This is a genomic window from Paenibacillus sp. YYML68 (assembly GCF_027923405.1).
Classification (GTDB): domain Bacteria; phylum Bacillota; class Bacilli; order Paenibacillales; family NBRC-103111; genus Paenibacillus_G.
In genome coordinates this window covers 4,834,703-4,854,739 of record NZ_BQYI01000001.1, presented here as the reverse complement: position 1 = coordinate 4,854,739, position 20,037 = coordinate 4,834,703, and the positions used below count along the sequence as shown (strand labels likewise).

The following is a 20,037-nucleotide window of genomic DNA, read 5'->3' as shown; positions in this document are numbered from 1 at the left end:
ATGTTGGTATCAAGAATACGAGGTAGCTATCTTGCTTGGCTGATCACAGTTGCATTCAGCTTGCTGCTAGCCGCGACGCTAGTGATGCCTCAGCAAGCCTCCGCGACGAGCGCGAGCTTTACTCGTGGGGTAGACCCGTTTCCCGATGTACAGTTTGATTTAAGAATCGTGTTCGGTGACTTCGATCATGACGGAGATATTGATGCGCTGTCCCAGAGCAATAATGTGATGGGACAAGGGTACGTATTCACGAGAAGGAACAGTGACGGAACGTTCACGAACTTCAGTCAAGTGGGTACGTCCATTCCAGATTCACCGTTCGCGAGTGTAGATTTAAGCGGACTGAATGGCACTGGCGGCTTCTATGGTGCCAACACCATCGTCCTCGACTATGACCAGGACGGGGACGTCGATATCATCAGCCGCTCAGCCCATCAAACCGGGGGAGCAAATTTTCTTCTTCGCAATGATAATGGCGTATTTACACGAGTGGCTGACCCGTTCCCGGATGTACAATTTGATTCCCGCATTGAGTTCGGTGACTTCGACAACGACGGGGATATCGATGCGCTCGCACAGGATGGGAATGTGGTAGGACAGGGGTACATCTATTCCCGACGTAATGCGGATGGGACTTACGCGACCTTCAATCAGGTCGGTACCAGTATTCCAGGGACGCCGTTCGCAACCGTAGATTTAACAGGGATGAACGGATTATCTTTTTTTGTTGTTGATTACGACAATGATGGAGATGCGGATATTGTGAGCCGTTCGGGCTCCCATGGTGGTAGCAACTTTATTTTGAGAAATGATAACGGAGCTTCGTTTACGAGGATTGCCGATCCGTTTGTGGATACTTTATTCGACTTGCGGATGACCTTCGGTGATTTTGATAATGACGGCGATGTGGACGCGCTGCAGCAGGAGGGGAATACGGCTGGGGCAGGATATATCTTCATGAGACGGGAGGCGAATGGGTCGTATACTCGCTTCGATCAAGTGGGTGTGTCGATTCCATCAACGCCGTTCAGTTCTGTGGATTTGTCTGGTCTAAGTGGAAGTGCGATGTATACGATTGATTACGACAGCGATGGGGATTTGGATATTATCAATCGAAGCGGTACGAACTTTGTATTGCGGTCAGCAGGCTCACCTCCTTCGCTTGTAAGCTCGACACCGGCTAATGGTGCGACCAATATCGCTGTCGGTTCGAATATTGTGATGGAGCTGAGTGAGGTGGTGACCGCTGGCTCGGGGAACTTGTATGTTCGTAAGTCCTCTGATCACAGCATCGTGGAGACTATTGCGGTGAGTTCGGGTAAGGTGACCGTGAGCGGGACGACCATAACCGTGAATCCAGATACTACGTTAGAGGGGAATACGTCGTATTATATTACATTTGACCTGAATGCGTTCGTAGACTCTGATCTGCAAGGCTTCGGATATTTAGACGAGTTCGCGCGAAGGGGATATGATAAGCCGTACTTGCTGCGATTCACAACAGCGGCGTCTGTTCAATACACGGTCACTTACAACGGGAATGGACATACCGGCGGCAACGTTCCTCTTGATGGCGGCTCGTATGCAAGTGGGGCAACAGCGACCGTGCTTGGCAACACAGGAACGCTGGAACGAACAGGCTACACGTTCGCAGGCTGGAACACAGCGTCGGATGGCACTGGCACGGACTATGCGGGTGGTGCGACGCTGACTGTCAGCGGTAATGTGACACTGTACGCGAAGTGGACTGCGGACAGCTACACGGTGACGTATGCTGGCAACGGCTCGACAGGCGGCACAGCGCCAGCTGTGGTGACGCAGAGCTACAACAGCACGGTGACGGTAAGTGGGAATACAGGAACGCTCTCACGTACAGGCTACACGTTCGCAGGCTGGAACACAGCGTCGGATGGCACAGGTACGGACTATGCGGGTGGTGCGACGTTCGCGCTGACTGGCAATGTAACGCTGTACGCGAAGTGGACCGCAGATAGCTACACGGTGACGTATGCTGGTAACGGCTCGACAGGCGGCACAGCGCCAGCTGTGGTGACGCAGAGCTACAACAGCACGGTGACGGTGAGTGGAAACACGGGCACACTGGTGCGCACAGGCTACACGTTCGGAGGCTGGAACACAGCGGCGGACGGTACAGGTACGGACTATGCAGGCGGCGCGACCTTCACGTTGACTGGCAATGTGACACTGTACGCGAAGTGGACTGCGGACAGCTACACGGTGACGTATGACGGCAACGGCTCGACCGGCGGCACAGCGCCAGCTGTGGTGACGCAGAGCTACAACAGCACGGTGACGGTGAGTGGAAATACAGGCGCGTTGATACGCACAGGCTACACGTTCGCAGGCTGGAACACAGCGTCGGACGGAAGCGGAACGGACTACGCAGGCGGCGCGACATTCGCCTTGACTGGCAATGTAACGCTGTATGCGAAGTGGACAGCGGACAGCTACACGGTGACGTATGATGGCAACGGCTCGACAGGCGGCACAGCACCAGCTGTGGTGACGCAGAGCTACAACAGCACGGTGACGGTGAGTGGAAACACGGGCACACTGGTGCGCACAGGCTACACGTTCGCAGGCTGGAATACAGCGTCGGATGGAAGCGGAACGGACTACGCAGGCGGGGCGACATTCACGCTAGTTGGCAATGTAACGCTGTATGCGAAGTGGACAGCGGACAGCTACACGGTGACGTATGCTGGCAACGGCTCGACCGGCGGCACAGCGCCAGCTGTGGTGACGCAGAGCTACAACAGCACGGTGACGGTGAGTGGAAATATAGGCTCGTTGGTACGTACGGGCTACTCGTTCGCAGGCTGGAACACAGCGTCGGACGGAAGCGGAACGGACTACGCAGGCGGCGCGACATTCACGTTGACTGGCAACGTGACGCTGTATGCGAAGTGGACAGCGGACAGCTACACGGTGACGTATGATGGCAACGGCTCGACAGGCGGCACAGCACCAGCTGTGGTGACGCAGAGCTACAACAGCACGGTGACGGTGAGTGGAAACACGGGCACACTGGTGCGCACAGGCTACACGTTCGCAGGCTGGAACACAGCGTCGGACGGAAGCGGAACGGACTACGCAGGCGGCGCGACATTCACGTTGACTGGCAACGTGACGCTGTATGCGAAGTGGACAGCGGACAGCTACACGGTGACGTATGATGGCAACGGCTCGACAGGCGGCACAGCACCAGCTGTGGTGACGCAGAGCTACAACAGCACGGTGACGGTGAGTGGAAACACGGGCACACTGGTGCGCACAGGCTACACGTTCGCAGGCTGGAATACAGCGTCGGATGGAAGCGGAACGGACTACGCGGGTGGTGCGACATTCGCCTTGACTGGCAATGTAACGCTGTACGCGAAGTGGACGGCGGACAGCTACACGGTGACGTATGCTGGCAACGGCTCGACAGGCGGCACAGCGCCAGCTGTGGTGACGCAGAGCTACAACAGCACGGTGACGGTGAGTGGGAATACAGGCGCGTTGGTACGTACAGGCTACACGTTCGCAGGCTGGAACACAGCAGCGGACGGCAGCGGAACAGACTACGTAGGCGGCGCGACCTTCACGCTAGTTGGCAATGTAACGCTGTACGCGAAGTGGACGGCGGACAGCTACACGGTGACGTATGACGGCAACGGCTCGACAGGCGGCACAGCGCCAGCTGTGGTGACGCAGAGCTACAACAGCACGGTGACGGTGAGTGGAAACACGGGCACACTGGTACGCACAGGCTACACGTTCGCAGGCTGGAACACAGCGTCGGACGTAAGCGGAACGGACTACGAAGGCGGCGCGACATTCACGTTGACTGGCAACGTGACGCTGTATGCGAAGTGGACAGCGGACAGCTACACGGTGACGTATGATGGCAACGGCTCGACAGGCGGCACAGCACCAGCTGTGGTGACGCAGAGCTACAACAGCACGGTGACGGTGAGTGGAAACACGGGCACACTGGTGCGCACAGGCTACACGTTCGCAGGCTGGAATACAGCGTCGGATGGAAGCGGAACGGACTACGCGGGTGGTGCGACATTCGCCTTGACTGGCAATGTAACGCTGTACGCGAAGTGGACGGCGGACAGCTACACGGTGACGTATGCTGGCAACGGCTCGACAGGCGGCACAGCGCCAGCTGTGGTGACGCAGAGCTACAACAGCACGGTGACGGTGAGTGGGAATACAGGCGTGTTGGTACGTACGGGCTACTCGTTCGCAGGCTGGAACACAGCGGCGGACGGAAGCGGAACGGACTACGCGGGTGGTGCGACATTCGCCTTGACTGGCAATGTAACGCTGTACGCGAAGTGGACGGCGGACAGCTACACGGTGACGTATGCTGGCAACGGCTCGACAGGCGGCACAGCGCCAGCTGTGGTGACGCAGAGCTATAACAGTACGGTGACGGTGAGTGGGAATACAGGAACGCTCTCACGTACAGGATACTCGTTCGCAGGCTGGAACACAGCGGCGGACGGTACAGGTACGGACTACGCAGGCGGGGCGACATTCACGCTAGTTGGCAATGTAACGCTGTATGCGAAGTGGACGGCGGACAGCTACACGGTGACGTATGACGGCAACGGCTCGACAGGCGGCACAGCGCCAGCTGTGGTGACGCAGAGCTACAACAGCACGGTGACGGTGAGTGGAAACACGGGCACACTGGTACGCACAGGCTACACGTTCGCAGGCTGGAACACAGCGGCGGACGGTACAGGTACGGACTACGCAGGCGGCGCGACCTTCACGCTAGTTGGCAATGTAACGCTGTACGCGAAGTGGACGGCGGACAGCTATACGGTGACGTATGACGGCAACGGCTCGACGGGCGGCACTGTACCAGCTGTGGTGACGCAGAGCTACAACAGCACGGTGACGGTGAGTGGAAACACGGGCACACTGGTACGCACAGGCTACTCGTTCGCAGGCTGGAACACAGCGGCGGACGGTACAGGTACGGACTATGCAGGCGGCGCGACCTTCACGCTAGTTGGCAACGTGACGCTGTATGCGAAGTGGACGGCGGACAGCTACACGGTGACGTATGACGGCAACGGCTCGACCGGCGGCACAGCACCAGCTATGGTGACGCAGAGCTACAACAGCACGGTGACGGTGAGTGGGAATACAGGCGTGTTGGTTCGTACGGGCTACACGTTCGCAGGCTGGAACACAGCGGCGGACGGCACTGGAACGGACTACGCGGCAGACGCGACATTCACGTTGACTGGCAATGTAACGCTGTATGCAAAGTGGACGGCGGACAGCTACACGGTGACGTATGCTGGCAACGGCTCGACAGGCGGCACAGCGCCAGCTGTGGTGACGCAGAGCTACAACAGCACGGTGACGGTGAGTGGGAACACAGGCGCGTTGGTACGTACGGGCTACACGTTCGCAGGCTGGAATACAGCATCGGATGGAAGCGGAACGGACTACGCGGCAAACGTGACATTCACGTTGACTGGCAATGTAACGCTGTACGCGAAGTGGACGGCAGATAGCCACACGGTGACGTATGACGGCAACGGCTCGACAGGCGGCACTGTACCAGCTGTGGTGACGCAGAGCTATAACAGCACGGTGACGGTGAGTGGAAATACAGGCGCGTTGGTTCGTACGGGCTACACGTTCGCAGGCTGGAACACAGCGGCGGACGGCACTGGAACGGACTACGCGGCAGACGCGACATTCACGTTGTCTGGCAATGTAACGCTGTATGCGAAGTGGACGATAAACACGTACACGCTGACATACACAGCTGGAGCCAACGGACAACTTGTAGGGGCAGCTGTTCAGTCGGTGAGCTTCGGAGGGAGTGGAACAGCGGTGACCGCCGTTCCCGATACAGGCTACACGTTCACGGGATGGAGTGACGGATTGCAGACAGCAACACGGACGGATGCTCAGGTTGCGTCGAACCTCCAAGTGACAGCGAGCTTTGCAGACCTAACACCTCCAGGCACGGTTCAGCTTCAACTGAGCCATACAACATGGACGTCAGCTGACGTGACAGCTACGCTGACTGGCGAGCCTGATGCAACGATCGAATATCGAATTGAGCCCAGCATAGTCTGGCTGTCCTATTCGGGACCTGTTACGCTGACGGAGGAAGGTAATTATCTGCTGTATGCAAGACAGCGTGACTTGAGCGGCAACGTGAGTGCGGAGATTTTCAGTCGAGTACAGATCGACAAGACGAAGCCGATGATCCAGTTAAACGGCGATTCGTCCATGAACTTGTACGTGGACAGTGCATATGTAGAACCGGGTGCTGTCGTGACGGATAACATAACCTCGCAGCTGCAAGCGACCATCACAGGTTCAGTAGATACGGCCAATGTTGGAAGCTACACGCTTCGCTATAACGCTGTTGATGCAGCAGGGAACGCTGCTGAGGAGATGACAAGAACGGTTCACGTCATGCCTAAGCCGATCGGCCTGTACTTTGATTCCACATCTTACTCCGTCTCGCATGGGAGCACTGTACCGTTCTCACTGAAGCTGAGGCTCTCGGATCATAACGAGGTGGATGTAACAGCGAAGAGTCAGTACACCTTCAATGTAGCCGGGGTTGCGGGAATTGTTGCCCCTGGCACGATCACAGGACAATTACCAGGCACAGCTGTTGTGAATGCTGTATATGGTCAGCAACCAGCGAGTGCGACCATTGTCGTCAACGCGGTACTGTCGAAGCTGGAGTTCAGTCCAACCGAGCTGACGATTAAGGAGGGAAGTACGGCCTCCATTGCGCTCGAGGGAACATACTCAGATGGAAGCACAGCGGATGTTACCGCTGCTGCGCAGTATCAATTCTCGCCTGACCAAGTGGCCGAGCTGGAGTCCAGTGGCAAGGTCAAGGGACGTATGACCGGCGCAACTGTACTGCAAGCAACATACGGCAATCTATCAACTCAGCTGCAGATTCAAGTAACCAAGTCCGCTTCACAGGAGCTGGAGGATGCGCTGAAGGCTCTTACAGTTGGTTACGCATCGAGCGATTCATGGGAGAGTGTTACGCAGAATGTCACCCTTCCAACATCGGGGCTTCATGATGTGAGTATCAGCTGGAGTTCCAGTCAACCTGGAATCGTAAGCTCCACAGGTCAAGTGACACGTAGCTTGAGTGGGGATACGGTGATCCTGTTGACGGCTACAGCTATGCAGGATGGCGTTGAAGCGAAGCGAACCTTTTTATTAGTAGTCAAGCAAGCCAATCTGTTCGTCCTAGGTGAATCATCACGTACAGTCCCTATACGGACAGGTGAAGGCAGTGTTGATGTGGAGCAGACCACGATTGTGCGTAAGTCATGGTCGGATGGTACCCATGTAGATAAGGCGAAGCTGGACCCTGGCAAAATTCAGTCAGCCCTCAATGAGGCGCTTAACAGCAACAAGACTTCTGTACGTGTCGTTGTTACCGACCTTCCGGAGGCTCCGGCAGATGAAGTAGCCATCGAGGCTCCAGCCGCGGCTTATAAGCCGTTAGCTGGTAAAACGGACTTGTCCTTGGAGACAGATGGAGCTAGCGTCATTATTCCGAAGAGCTCTCTGACCGAGCTGAGCGTTGAAGGGCAGGATCTATTCTTCCGCTTCATCCCAATCCGTAAGCAAGCAGAGGTTGCACAGGTTACACGTGAAGCGCTGAACGATCAGCGGGTCAAGCAAGAGGCTGGTCAACGATCGGTGAGCTATGTCGGTACTCCGATGAGCATCGAGACGAACTACCGTGCTCACGCAACGAAGCTGCTGTTCCCATTAAGCAAGCTGAATGCTCCTTCCGGGACAGCTGCTCAAGAAAGCTATCTCGCTAAGCTGTACGTGTACATCGAGCATAGCGATGGTGACATCGATCTGAAGAAAGCTGCAATTGAGCGTGATTCGACAGGAGGAATTATCGGTCTGTCTATCCTGATTAACAAGTTCAGTACGTTCACCATTCTGAAGATGGACACGGTCAATCCGAGCAACGATGGCTCAGGCTCAGGTGATGGAACAACGGAGACGCCAGCTAAGAATGTTGATCCGAAGCAGGAGCCAGAGGAGAAGCCTTCAGATGCGAATAAGCTGAAGCACTACCCTTATGTTCAAGGCTATGCAGGAGGCTTCTTCCAGCCTGAGAAAACAACAACGCGTGCCGAGCTTGCCTCCATGCTGTGGCGCATATTGCTGATGGAAGGCGAACAGGCAAAGCAGGCAGTCCCAAGCTCATACCTCGACGTACCTTCCAGTCATTGGGCTGTTGAAGCGATCGAAGGTCTGCGAGCTAAGGGCATCATGCTTGGAGTTGGCGAAGGAAGCTTCCAGCCGGATCGAGCGATCACGCGTGCTGAATTTGCTGTGCTGGCTGTGCGCTGGAAGCAGCTCCGCGGAACGGAGCCTGCCGCGGTCTTCTCGGATTTAGCCGGACATTGGGCGGAGGAGTCGATCCGCATTCTGTACGCGGCTGGAGTAGTCAATGGTTACGACGGAGGAGTGTTCCAGCCGGATGCTGGCGTAACGCGGGCAGAGATGGTGAAGATGCTGAATCGTCTCCTGAAGCGAGGTCCGTTGACTGGCGTGCAAGCAGCGACATGGCAGGACGTCAGTGCGAGTCACTGGGCATTCGCTGATATAGAGGAAGCGTCCAGAGAGCACCGCTACGAGCTCAACTCCACTGGAGAAGAACGGTTACTACCTGAATAAGCTTCATGTTCCACCAACACGGTCTTGTTGGGTCGATGTCAATCGATCCGAGGCCGTGTTGTTTCTCCATGTGCTGAATCCAGACCCTGACGCTCCCATCAGTACCGACGATGGATAAGAAAAAAGGCATGAGACCGATAACAACCGGAATCATGCCTCTTTCATGTGTCCAACATTAAGCTTGCAATGCGTCTCTGCTTACTTTAACTCGACATTGAAGGACATGTAGTCAACTTCATACTGTTGCCCCATCCAGTTATACTTCAAATCGAATAAGGTATAAAGAGTGAACCTGTTGGCAGTAAGATGCTCCTTAAGAGGCTTAAATAGTAAGTAAGTCGCTCCTTCAATCGTGATGAAAGATCCTTCCATCTTATGATGTAAAGGCTCGTTAACACCCTCTGTCCAACTGAGGCTGGACACTTCAAATGTCCCAGGCACAAGTGCTCCCTTCGTGAGAGTCTGACCCGAGCTGTAGGTAGCATCCGCGACCTGTACAAGCAGAGCATCCGGCGATTCTAAATGAGCAGGGAAATTATATTTAAGCGACTCTGCTTGTGTGTCGGGCTGTAACGGAGCGTACACGGTCTGACTCACGGAATCATAGGGTCTAACATTGATTATTTTCAATTTGGTAGGCGTCGTGTAAGTAACTGTCGTCTTAGCTGAGCAGCCAGCCACATTGCACGCCTCGACCGCGAATGTATAGGTCGTCATGGGCTCCATGCCTTCAACGGCGATATAGAACTGGGACGTTTCAATCGCTAGCTCCCCGTTTTTATAAACCTTGAACGTAGTCGGTGTCAAGCCGTAGCCTGAGGGAGGTGACCAGAACAAGCTCACGCTACGCTGGGCCGAGTAGTAGTAGATATTGATATAGGAGCTGACCGCTTCTGGTGGCGAAATGAGCCACAAAGGCGGCGCCCACAACGGTTGACCCGAAGCGAGATAGAGGCTCTCCGAGCTTGCTTCCGCATATCCCGACTTGTTTACCTTGACCGTGTACGTTACGCCGGAAGGGACTTCCTCGAATCTGAAGTAGCCGTCATAGCCAGTTGTCGTGGTCAGATTCGTACCAGACAGCGTGACTGTCGCTCCTTGTACTGGTTTGGAGTTAATGTCTTTCACTTGGCCATAGATGATTCCTGGTACCATCACTCCCGGCACAGGGATACCGATGTTTGAGTTCGGGATTACACACAATGAAGCCGAGCATACGCTGGATGTGCTCCCTGTGAGCAGCTTCCCTGTTGCCGCTCCATTCCATGTCAGCGCGTACGACTTGTCATTCGTCTGTTCTGACACGTTCAGCACCACGAGGTTCGGGTATTGCGGATAATGCGTAGCCTGCAGTACTTGTAATCCTCCATCGAACGAATACTCGGCAGCAGTCGGATTCGCCACAGCGTCGTCGAATACGACCAGCACAAGGTCACTACGCAAGCTAATTAATTCATGTGGCTGACTCTCCAACTCTTTCACCGTTACGGTGAATGACTTAGAGCCTACGTATGGTCCGTTGTATACTTGAGCAGTTAACGTGACTTCGGCATCTCCTTCACCACGAGCAGGACGGTGTAATGGACTCCAGTACGATAACGCAGGGTGTGAAGAGGACCATGCGACGACAGCAGTTGTTGTTGTTGGAGCAATAAAAGTAGGCTTTTGAGTAACGGATGAGGCAGAGTCTCCTTCCGCGAACTTGAGCTTTACTGCTGCTAGCGTATCTCGGATCCCGTACACGTAGCCTCTAGACAGCTTGTAGGATATGAGAGAGCCGAATGTGGATTCGGATGCTCCAAGGCTTAACGCTTTCGCAATTAAGGAGTCTGCAGCAATGTATTTCTGTAACAGCTCGGAGTAGCCGGCATTGCTCTGGAGCGCAGCAGACATGGCTTCTACAGCAAGCAGGATCGTCTTGTTCTTCACCTCAAGCTCGAACGCTTCGTCCATCGCAAGCGAGCCGCTTCCTTCGAGGATGACCTTGGCTGCTGCTTCGGTATCGCCTGTCAGAGCGACAGGAATGCTGGTGTGGATCTTCGACACATTGGAGCCAGAGCCCAGCTCGATCGATGCCCCTGCAGCTGCGTCAGACACCTGAAGCGCTTGAACAGCTCCCGGTCCATCCACCTTGAAGGCTATTCCTGCGGCATTCACGTACACTGACTCGAGAACTGTTCCGGATTGCAGCTTCAGGTCAGCTGTAGCATTTAACTTCAGCTTCTTAATATTCGTCTGAACGCTGTTGCCTACGCTTGGCGGCTCCATCGTGACGGTCGCTCCGGCTGCTTCGACAGTGATCTCCGAATCAATTCCGCCGCGAAGAGTGATTGGCTTACCAGCCGCATCGGCTGTTACCGTAATCGGACCGAACGATGAATCCGAGGCCGCACCTTCCAGGATTGCTTTCGAACGCACTTCGGTAGCATTAACGTTAGCTCCGGCTTGAAGCGCTACGCGCACCTGGTGCTGCTGGTTGTTTTCGGCGACAGTAAGCTTACCCACCGTAGCGGACTGCAGCTTGACAGATTGCGCACTTCCGGAGCGAATCTCCAGCACTTCCGGATTAATATTGAGCAGGGTCACCTCGCCTGTCGGGCCTGGATCGATAATGAGCCGCTGCACGGTCGTTCGTGTGCCGCTCTCTGGGCCATACGTCCCGGAGCTGCTGACGGTAAGCTCCGTCTGCGGTGTTCCGCTCGCGAGCTGCTGCGCTACAGTAGGTGAGCTGCCGCCGCCGCCACCGCCACCGCCATTGCTGCCGCCACCGTCATTGCTGCTGCCGCCGCCATTGCCACTGCTACTGCCACCACCACCACCGCCAAAGAAGCTGGCTGCACCGGTAACGCGAATGTCGGTCGAACGCCCCAGATACGTCAGCGTATAGGAGGTGCCTCCTGTTTGAGTGCTCGTAGTCAAGACGACGATGCGCTTGCTGCCTGATTTCAACACAGCGTTCGTCACCTTCAGATTATGATCAAAGGTAAAATCTTCGGCCTTCACCTTGTCCACATCTTGCTTGAAGGTGACCTCAACCGTAGTGGAGCTTGGGGCTGTCATAGATTCGACGGAGCTACCGACTTGCTGCGATTCGGTCGGCTTCGCATCGAGCAGCAGCTTCGCCTTCGCTTCATACGCCGCACGGTTCGTTCTGAACTCGTACGCGAGTCGAGCCAGCGCTTGCCGCTGGGCATATGCACGAGGCATGAACCGAACAGAGCCGTCTTCACTGCTCTTCGAGCCTTGAATGAAGCCGATCTGAGACGCGAGTGCTACAGCAGGCTTCGCCCATTCCGCCACTTCCTCCCAATCAGCGAATGCCGTCGATTGAAGCGCAGCTGCCTGCGCCTTCTCCGCAAGTCCCATCGCCCGGATAAAGAAGACGACCAGCTCCTCGCGCGTTACTTGATCATTCGGTGAAAATTGGTTCGAGGAAGTGCCCTGCGTAATGCCAGCGGCCACGAGCGCTCCTACGAATCCGCGGTACCAGCTGTCGGTGGCGACGTCTGTATACGACGAAGCTTGGTCGGGCTGCTCGGTCAAGCCAGCCGTTAGGGCGATGATCTTGGACAGCTCGGCACGCGTCATGTCAGCCTCTGGCCGGAAGGAGCCGTCCTCGTATCCGCCGACGATACCGGCCTCTACGAGCGCTTGAATCTCCTTGTGAGCGTAAGAGTCTGCGATGTCCTGCAGTGCAGCTGGTGCTCCATAAGCCGCGCTTGCCGGCAGCAGGCTGCTGAATAGCATCGTGCCGGATACAACTAATGGAAGTAGTCGTTGTGGTAATGCGAGCCTCATTTGGTAGTGACCTCCGTGTTCATAACTGGATTAATAACAAGCCATTACCATTATAGAGTAAAGCTAGTAAGTGGGGCTAGTAAAAAAATAATAAAAGAAGCCCGGGTGCCACCACCCGAGCTTCTTGCTGAATAAAGCAGCTTGTACTAGCCATATGTTTACTTCGCGTCTGGATCTGGCTGATGAATGCCGAAGATGTTGCCTTCCGTGTCTACATAGTAGCCTTGCCAAGCCATGCCAGGAAGCGCGTGCTTTGGCAATGCTACCGTTCCACCCAAGCTCAAGATTGTAGCCTCGGTCGCATCGTAATCCGCTATTCCCATCGTACACGTATACCCGTTCATCGGTTGGCCGGGCTGTGGGGAAGCCCCCTGCCGCTGCATTAGAGCACCGTTGATACCCATTTCCTTGGAATCGCCTGTAATGGCCCCGAAGTAAGGCATACCGGCGAACTCGCTCCAATCCTCATAGGTCCATCCGAACACTTCTCCGTAAAACTTCTTTGCACGCTCCATATCGTCGACATGAATTTCGAAATGCAACACTCGACCCATTAGATTCGCTCCTTCTTAAGGTAAAGTACGTACACAGTCTACAGGAAAGTTCTGTAAATGGCACACTCTTGTCTAGTATATCAATATCTAGGGTAGATAAACGATGAACTATTTGTAAACACTAACAAGCGCACCTTCTGCGTTATAGAGCTGGGCTTCATCCTCTGCGCTGTCAGACCAGATGGGCTCTGCAGACCAGACAATGGTACGCGCATAGTCTTGGAAATCGGAGCGTCGACCCAGGGCCCCATCGCTTCCGCTGGTTAAGAATACGTAGCTACCGGCTCCGAGCAGGAAGCTTTGTTGGAAGGTGAACGATTCTTGACCGTCCGTGCTCTCAACGCGCCATCCCTTCAGATCAACGGGCGATGCGCCACGATTGACGATCGCTACGAATTCGGCAGTACGGTTGCGGCTTACGAGCTGCACGTCCGATGCAGCAGTAACTGGAGAGGCGGCCACCGCAGTTGAAGCTGCAGCGGTCAGCTCGGGATTAATGAACAGCATATTGATGAGACCTTGTCGATCTGAGTTGAATTGAATGCGAAGCGACTGAATGCCAGTTACATCAACTTCTACAGGCTTCGGGGACTCACCTGTACGAATACCGGTAACGACAGCTAACTCCTTGCCGTCTCCGATGATGGTCATATTGCCTGTTGCGGTGCTCTTCAGTGAACTGTCTGCGGCGCCTACAAGTCCAGTGAGACGTGAATATTTACCGGATAGCGTGTATTGTGCACTGCCGCCTGTGCGCACATTCGGGGGATAAGGGCGATCGTGTAGATAGAGTCCGAGACCTGTGCTGTAAGACGTTTTATTTATTTGAAAATCCTTTGTAACAGCGGTATTATGACCTCTGGTGCTCCAGCTATCAATAGCCAGCAGACTGGCTTCGTCTTGCTTGGTTGCCTTCAGCGAAGTTAAGGGGATTTCCTTACGGTCGGCTGCTGAGGTGGAGTTCGTTGGCTGGACCGGCTGCTGTCCGATCCAGATGGTCTCGGTGTCACCTTGCCACGAGACTTCTTTACCGAGCGATTCTGCAATAAAGCGTAGCGGTACATAGGTAGTACCTTCGTAGATGAAGCCTTTTGACCCGGTCTGCTGCTTCTCGACACCATCGAACATGTAGCGTAAGTTTTTGAAATAAACATCTATTTTCGTGCTTCCTGCAGCATAGGCCACGGATGCTCCTGTGAGTAGCAGGGTGGTACATACCCCCCATATGAATCCTCGCAAGCTCGCGCGTCTAGTGTTCAATTCCGTTCAACCTCTCTCTGTCATAGTGTAAAATCAAATGGAATCATACCATTATCTAGTACTACTGTACATCTTCCATTTACAATAATTCTATCAATAGTTGGAATATTGTAGTAATATAGTCTCAGTTATTACTTTATATCGTTAAGGAGCTGGGTTGGTTGAGTAGTCTTCACTTTCGGATTACAGTCATATTTTCATTATTAATTTTGTTATCCGGTTCCCTATTAAGCTATCAGATCTATACGTCATCGGTGGAGCTCATTACGCAGTCGCTTGGCGAGCAGGCGCGCAGCGTTGCTGAGCACGCCGCGAAGCAGATCGATCTGGAGAAGTATAAGGAGATTACGCCTGAGAAGGGGGAGACCACCTACTACACAGAGCTCCGTCTTCGGCTGAACGAAATACGCGAGGCGAACAGCCTGAAATATTTGTATACGATGGCAGAGCGGAAGCAAGGAGGCAGCACGCAATATGTGTATATCGTCGACGGGATGCCGCTGGACGCGAAGGGAGACGACTTCTCACCACTTGGGAAGGTCGAGGAGGAGCTCGGTGAGGAGCAGACAGCGGCCTTCACAGAACGGAAGGTTCAGGTCGGTGATCTGGACGAGGATGAGTCCTACGGGGCGCTCGTATCGGCCTATATACCCCTTGTAAGCTCATCTGGGGAGATGCTTGGAATCATTGGAGCGGATTTCGACGCGACGAAGGTGCATGAGCTGCTGGAGCACAACCGGCAGACGACGCTTGTGACCACCGGGGTCATCTTCATCGCGGCCATTGTATTGACGTACCTGTTCTCTCGATTGATCGTTGCGCCGGTACGGCGTCTCACCGAGCAGATCGAGCGAGTGCAGGGCGGTGAGCTGCAGCTCCATGAGCAAGCAGTCTCTCGCAGCAACGATGAGATCGGCAGGCTGGCTCAGTCGTTCCAGCTGATGGTTGAGGTGCTGCGCGGTATGATTGTCGAGCTGCAGCGAAGCGTGCTGGACATGCGTCAGTCCACTCACGTTCATGCGGAGAGCACAACAGCTACGATGACCGCTAGCCGATACATTACCGACAACGTCCGTCAGGTGACGGAGGCGGTAGAGAAGCAGGTCAAGTACAGTGAGGAGACCGTTCGATCTATGGGCGAGGTCGGTGCCGGGGTGCAGCGTGTGGCTACGTCGCTGTCAATTGCGGCGGACGCCTCACAGGAGGCATCGGCGACGGCACAGGGCGGCTATGAATACGTACAGGAGGCCGTCAAGCAGATGGAGAATATTGAGACTTCCTCCCGCGGTATGGGGCAGGATGTCGCACGATTGGCCGAGCAGTCCGAGCATGTCAGTCAAATTATCGATGTCATCAAAGCGATCTCGACGCAAACGAGCCTGCTGGCGCTGAATGCCGCCATCGAAGCGGCGAGGGCGGGGGAGCACGGCCGCGGGTTCGCGGTCGTTGCGGACCAGGTACGGAAGCTGGCCATCCAGTCGGAGGAGTCAGCCGCTGCTATCAGCGAGCTGATCGAGGCAATGCTGGCCAGCACGGATAAGGTCGTCCAAGGCTTCGATGCGAAGACGCAGCAGATTGAGTCAGGTCGTATGACGGTGGCGAAGGCCGGGCTTGCATTCGAGAGCATCGTAGCGGAAGTACAGAGAGTGTCCGCACAGGTGCAGGAGGTATCTGCGGTCTCCGAGCAGATCGCAGCCGGTGCTGAACAGGTGATGGCCGCAGCCGACGAGACGGACCGCTTGTCCCGCTATACGTCCGAGCAAGTCGTAAGCATATCGCGCGCCTCCGGAGAGCAGCTGGACGCGATGGAGCGAATGGCCGGCTCGACAGAGCGGCTGAGAGAGATGTCGGAGCGGCTTGAGCAGCTCATTACCCAGTTCAAGCTATAGGCTCTCTAGCATACGTGGCGAATGCCAAGCGTCAACATACACAAGAGCAGATCGGGACTTCCCGTCTGCTCTTATTTGCTACAGCTCGAGAAGGCGAGCGTGTGCCGTTCTGTGCGCGAGACGATCATTTCGGGCGCTTGCGATTTTTGAAGAAGAAGTAGCAGTTGCGAATCATGCCGAATACGACACCGGTGCGGATGCATACAGCATCTGTTGATTTTTTAGAATCGGACATACTCGATCACCTCAATACCTAATATGAATAGGAGCTCGAACGCTCTACGGCAGCCCAGTGAAGCATTTACAAGATCGTTACAAAAAAAACAATGTCCAAACTGTGCCGAATTACCTATAATTTAGATAAGAACTGTGAATGACGTGAGGTAACTATGCTCCCAAAACATCTTGCAAAAACGGACCGCATCCGAAGCCTGATCGTGATCGGTCAAATTTCGGTCTATTTCGGGTTACTTATTTTGGCACTTCGACACTATTTTGTATTTCCTGCCCAGCACTTCGAGCTTGTCGCTGCCATTATGCTGATCGGTTTTTTGCCTTCGCTCGTATACCGGTATGCTCCGGAATCGACGCGACCGTACATCTTAATGGTGAACGCGTTAGGGCTCGTTTCCTTCATTTTTTCATTCATGCAGGAATGGGCTCTTGCGGGCGTTTTCATCTTAGTGCCGGTGTTTTCCCTGCTGTTTCAGAATCGCGTCATCTATTTCGTATCCGTCATCAGCTCCCTGCTATTACATATTATGCTGGCTGTGCTGTTTATGTTCGACGTGGGTGAGCCACAGGAGCAGCTTGTCATCGTGCTGGATGTGCTCACGGTATTCCTAATCTCTGTCTTTATTATCTATTTCGTCGTACGTGACGTTCTAGGGCGCAACCGTATGGAGACGAAGCATCTGCAGACGATCTTGACGCTGTCGCAAAGTGTGGAGGCGAAGGACCCGTACACACAAGGCCATTCCAGACGTGTCGCGCAGCTGGCCAAGCTGATCGCTCTAGACGTGCCAGCCCTTCACCCTGACGTCGTCTACAATTGCGGACTCATCCATGATGTAGGCAAGCTGTCGATCTCGGACGCGATCCTGCAGAAGACAAGCCGTCTGACTCATGAGGAGTTCGAGATGATGAAATCACATACGACGTCAGGAGCGAGGATGTGCGCGAATCTCGACGTATCCAAGGATCTGATCGACGGTGTACTGCACCATCACGAGCGGTATGACGGCAAGGGCTATCCGCACGGACTGAAGGGAGAGGACATTCCGCTTATTGCCCGCGTCCTGTGCGTGGCCGATTCGATCGATGCCATGTGCTCCAATCGCTCGTATCGCACCGCGCTCGGACTTGATTTCGTCGCACAGGAGCTGGCCAGATGCAAGGGGGAGCAGTTCGACCCTGCGATCGTACAGCTCGTGCAGCGGCGGTGGCAGCAGGTCGTCTCGTTCTATGAGCAGGAGGAGAAGCTTCACGCCGCTGAGGAGAGATCGTAATGAGCATTGTAATGGGCAGTTAGGCATGTGACGTATAGGCTGGGAAATACATGAATAAGCTGTCGTGCAATCACGCATCCTAGGGACAAACTAGGAGAAGGGTGATCGCCGATGGCGCTCGTTACGTTTTTTTTCGCCTCGTGGCTTGCAGCAGCTCTGTTGTATGTCATCCCACGAAGGCTGACCTTCATGGAGAATTGTCTGCTGTTCCTCGTGGCGCTCGTCATCAGTATTAATGTGTCTTGGATCATCATTGAGGAGCTGAAGCTCATAGAGCTTACTCGTGAACCGCTTCAGTATACGGCGTACCTGCTGTATCGCAGTCTGCTCGTTCCGTTGCTCTTCGTCCTGTGGTTGAACGTGCTCAAGCTCCAGCAGAGCATTGTTCAGGCCGTACTCGTCACAGCCGGACTTACAGGCACGGTGCTTCTCTGCAACGGTCTGGCGTTGTATGAGGGTATCTTCACGTATGCCGGCTGGAATGTGCTGTATGATCTGGTGGCGGTGGTGCTGCTGCAGGCTGTGCTGTACGGCATCTACAGGCTAGCTGCCAAGTGGATGGTATCGGGGGCTGAGCGGGTATGATGCTATGGGAACGATTTGACCTCAACGAGTGGTTCGTGCTTCTCATGCTTGCAGTAGGCTATGGAGCGATAGGGCTGCTGCGCATCTCGAAGCGTACGGTCGTCCTGTACATAACCGTTTGGAGTGCGGCAGGTCTCTTTGTACAGGGCGTGGCGGAGTGGATCGGAATGACACATTATCAGCATGGCTACAGGCTGGAGTACAACCTCATTGTGTTTTTGATCGTACAGTCGATTACGGCATTGTGGTATATGTATGTGAAGAAGCATCGATTGTACGACAGCGGGGCTAAGGAGCTGCTCGTGCGGATCGATTCGAGGAAGTCACGTAGGTGAGTGATTGTCATGTGTATTTGCCAAAAGCAAGGACCGGCTCTAGTAGCCGGTCCTTTTCATCATGGAGCACAGGGGTGCGGTTAGTTCGACTTGCCTGCGGCTGCTTCATCGCCGCTCTTGCGCGCGGACTCCACGACCTCGGCTTCGACCTCGATAATGTCTCGGTCATCGACAGAGACGGTGCCGAACCAATCCTGCATTTTGTTGCGAGCATTCGTTCGCACCTCATCGTTAATATAAGTGGCGACTTGCCCGACTGCGAGCAGCAGCGCAGCCAGATCATCACCGAAGCCGACCACCGGAATGAAGTCCGGCACCAGATCGATCGGTAGAATCAAGTAGCCAAGCGCTGAGTAGATCGTTAGCTTCGCCTTTGTCGGCGTCTTCGGATTTTCAAGTGCATAGTAGGCGAGAAGTGCGGTGTATACGACCTTTTTGCCTGCTTGACCAGCGTGCTTCTTCAGCTTGTCCCAGAACGATGGGGCGGAGTAATGTTGATCATATTTATCCATAGCGGCACCTCGATTCCAGATAGTTACCTCTTGTCCATTATATCGTACACTCTCCGCATGTAAAAGCAGCTGCGAATCTAATTGTTCCATCGACCAACGGAATTAATGATGCAGCGGAGGTAGCGGCAGCCCCTCGTTATCCATCGTAATCTCCAGCTCCCGCTTATGGTTGATGGTGGCGATGAACACATCCTCCAGTCTGATCTGTCGCTGCGACAGCTGCTCCAGCAGCCAAGGCTCCTTCAGATGCAGATTCGTCATGATGTGACGGTCAATGCGTCCTTCCTTAATGATCGGATACGACACACTTACTGAATCCGATGTGAAGCTCTTCTTCATGACGCTAATCGAGCCGTTCGCCTCGATGACGGCGAGCTGGACGTCGCGGATGTCGAAAGCCTGAGCCTCACGCAGCATACCTACGATATTGTCAATGGAGTACTTGCTCTTCTTTAAGTTTCGTTTCAGCAGCTTTCCTTGGTAGACGACGATGATCGGCTCGAAGGTGACGAGCTTGCCGAACCAGCGGCTTTTGATCACCCAGATCGAGAATATTTTCTGAATAACGGCAATGACGGCAATGGCGAACGCCGTAGGGAGATGCTCAATGTTCGGGTCGGCAATATCGGCTCCAACGACAGCCCCAAGCGCCAGCACGACAAGGAAATCGAACACAGGCAGCTCTCCAATGGATCTTCGTCCCATGAACAGCGTGATGAGGAGCATGAGCGGGAAGATCGTAATGATTCTGCCGAATACGACTGCGAAATCTTTGAACAGCTCGAGAACAGACTCCATGACAGACAGCCTCCACAGAAAGCTTGAATATGGATATGATGTGCATGATTAGTTATTTCCATCCATAT

General features: G+C 54.5%; 10 protein-coding genes. 5 read left to right on the top strand and 5 right to left on the bottom strand.

What is annotated here, in order from left to right; all coding sequences use genetic code 11:
* The gene (locus PAE68_RS21715; protein WP_281890457.1) at positions 1 to 8,730 is read left to right on the top strand and encodes an InlB B-repeat-containing protein; all 8,730 of its coding nucleotides are present in this window, start codon (positions 1 to 3) and stop codon (positions 8,728 to 8,730) included.
* A 198-nt stretch (positions 8,731 to 8,928) separates the two neighbouring features.
* Here PAE68_RS21715 and PAE68_RS21710 read toward each other — a convergent pair whose 3' ends face one another.
* From PAE68_RS21710 to PAE68_RS21700, 3 genes are all read right to left on the bottom strand, one after another.
* Positions 8,929 to 12,528, bottom strand: a complete 3,600-nt coding sequence (locus PAE68_RS21710) for an S-layer homology domain-containing protein (RefSeq protein WP_281890452.1) — start codon at positions 12,526 to 12,528, stop codon at positions 8,929 to 8,931.
* A gap of 158 nt (positions 12,529 to 12,686) precedes the next feature.
* Positions 12,687 to 13,082 (bottom strand): VOC family protein, encoded by a 396-nt coding sequence (locus tag PAE68_RS21705; RefSeq protein WP_281890448.1) that lies wholly within the window; start codon positions 13,080 to 13,082, stop codon positions 12,687 to 12,689.
* Between the two features lie 108 nt (positions 13,083 to 13,190).
* Positions 13,191 to 14,267: a lamin tail domain-containing protein gene (locus tag PAE68_RS21700; RefSeq protein ID WP_281890446.1), complete on the bottom strand. Its 1,077-nt coding sequence runs from the start codon at positions 14,265 to 14,267 to the stop codon at positions 13,191 to 13,193.
* Positions 14,268 to 14,503: 236 nt separating this feature from the next.
* On the opposite strand from PAE68_RS21700, the gene PAE68_RS21695 reads away from it, so the two are divergent.
* The 4 genes from PAE68_RS21695 to PAE68_RS21680 all read left to right on the top strand — a co-directional run bounded on the left by PAE68_RS21695 (position 14,504) and on the right by PAE68_RS21680 (position 18,659).
* Positions 14,504 to 16,231 (top strand): methyl-accepting chemotaxis protein, encoded by a 1,728-nt coding sequence (locus tag PAE68_RS21695; RefSeq protein WP_281890440.1) that lies wholly within the window; start codon positions 14,504 to 14,506, stop codon positions 16,229 to 16,231.
* 389 nt (positions 16,232 to 16,620) lie between these two features.
* Positions 16,621 to 17,739, top strand: coding sequence for an HD-GYP domain-containing protein (locus PAE68_RS21690; protein ID WP_281890435.1), 1,119 nt, complete (start codon positions 16,621 to 16,623; stop codon positions 17,737 to 17,739).
* A 111-nt stretch (positions 17,740 to 17,850) separates the two neighbouring features.
* Complete coding sequence (locus PAE68_RS21685; protein ID WP_281890433.1) at positions 17,851 to 18,324, top strand: hypothetical protein; 474 nt, start codon at positions 17,851 to 17,853, stop codon at positions 18,322 to 18,324.
* The gene (locus PAE68_RS21680; RefSeq protein WP_281890431.1) at positions 18,321 to 18,659 is read left to right on the top strand and encodes a hypothetical protein; all 339 of its coding nucleotides are present in this window, start codon (positions 18,321 to 18,323) and stop codon (positions 18,657 to 18,659) included. The genes PAE68_RS21685 and PAE68_RS21680 overlap by 4 nt, the downstream gene beginning before the upstream one ends.
* A gap of 80 nt (positions 18,660 to 18,739) precedes the next feature.
* Here the strand turns inward: PAE68_RS21680 and PAE68_RS21675 are convergent, their stop codons facing one another.
* Together PAE68_RS21675 and PAE68_RS21670 are read right to left on the bottom strand one after the other, a co-directional pair.
* Entirely contained in the window at positions 18,740 to 19,171 is a 432-nt protein-coding gene (locus PAE68_RS21675) for a YkvA family protein (RefSeq protein WP_281890429.1), read from the bottom strand.
* Positions 19,172 to 19,273: 102 nt separating this feature from the next.
* Positions 19,274 to 19,969, bottom strand: a complete 696-nt coding sequence (locus tag PAE68_RS21670; RefSeq protein ID WP_281890424.1) for a DUF421 domain-containing protein — start codon at positions 19,967 to 19,969, stop codon at positions 19,274 to 19,276.
* Positions 19,970 to 20,037 lie beyond the last annotated feature (68 nt).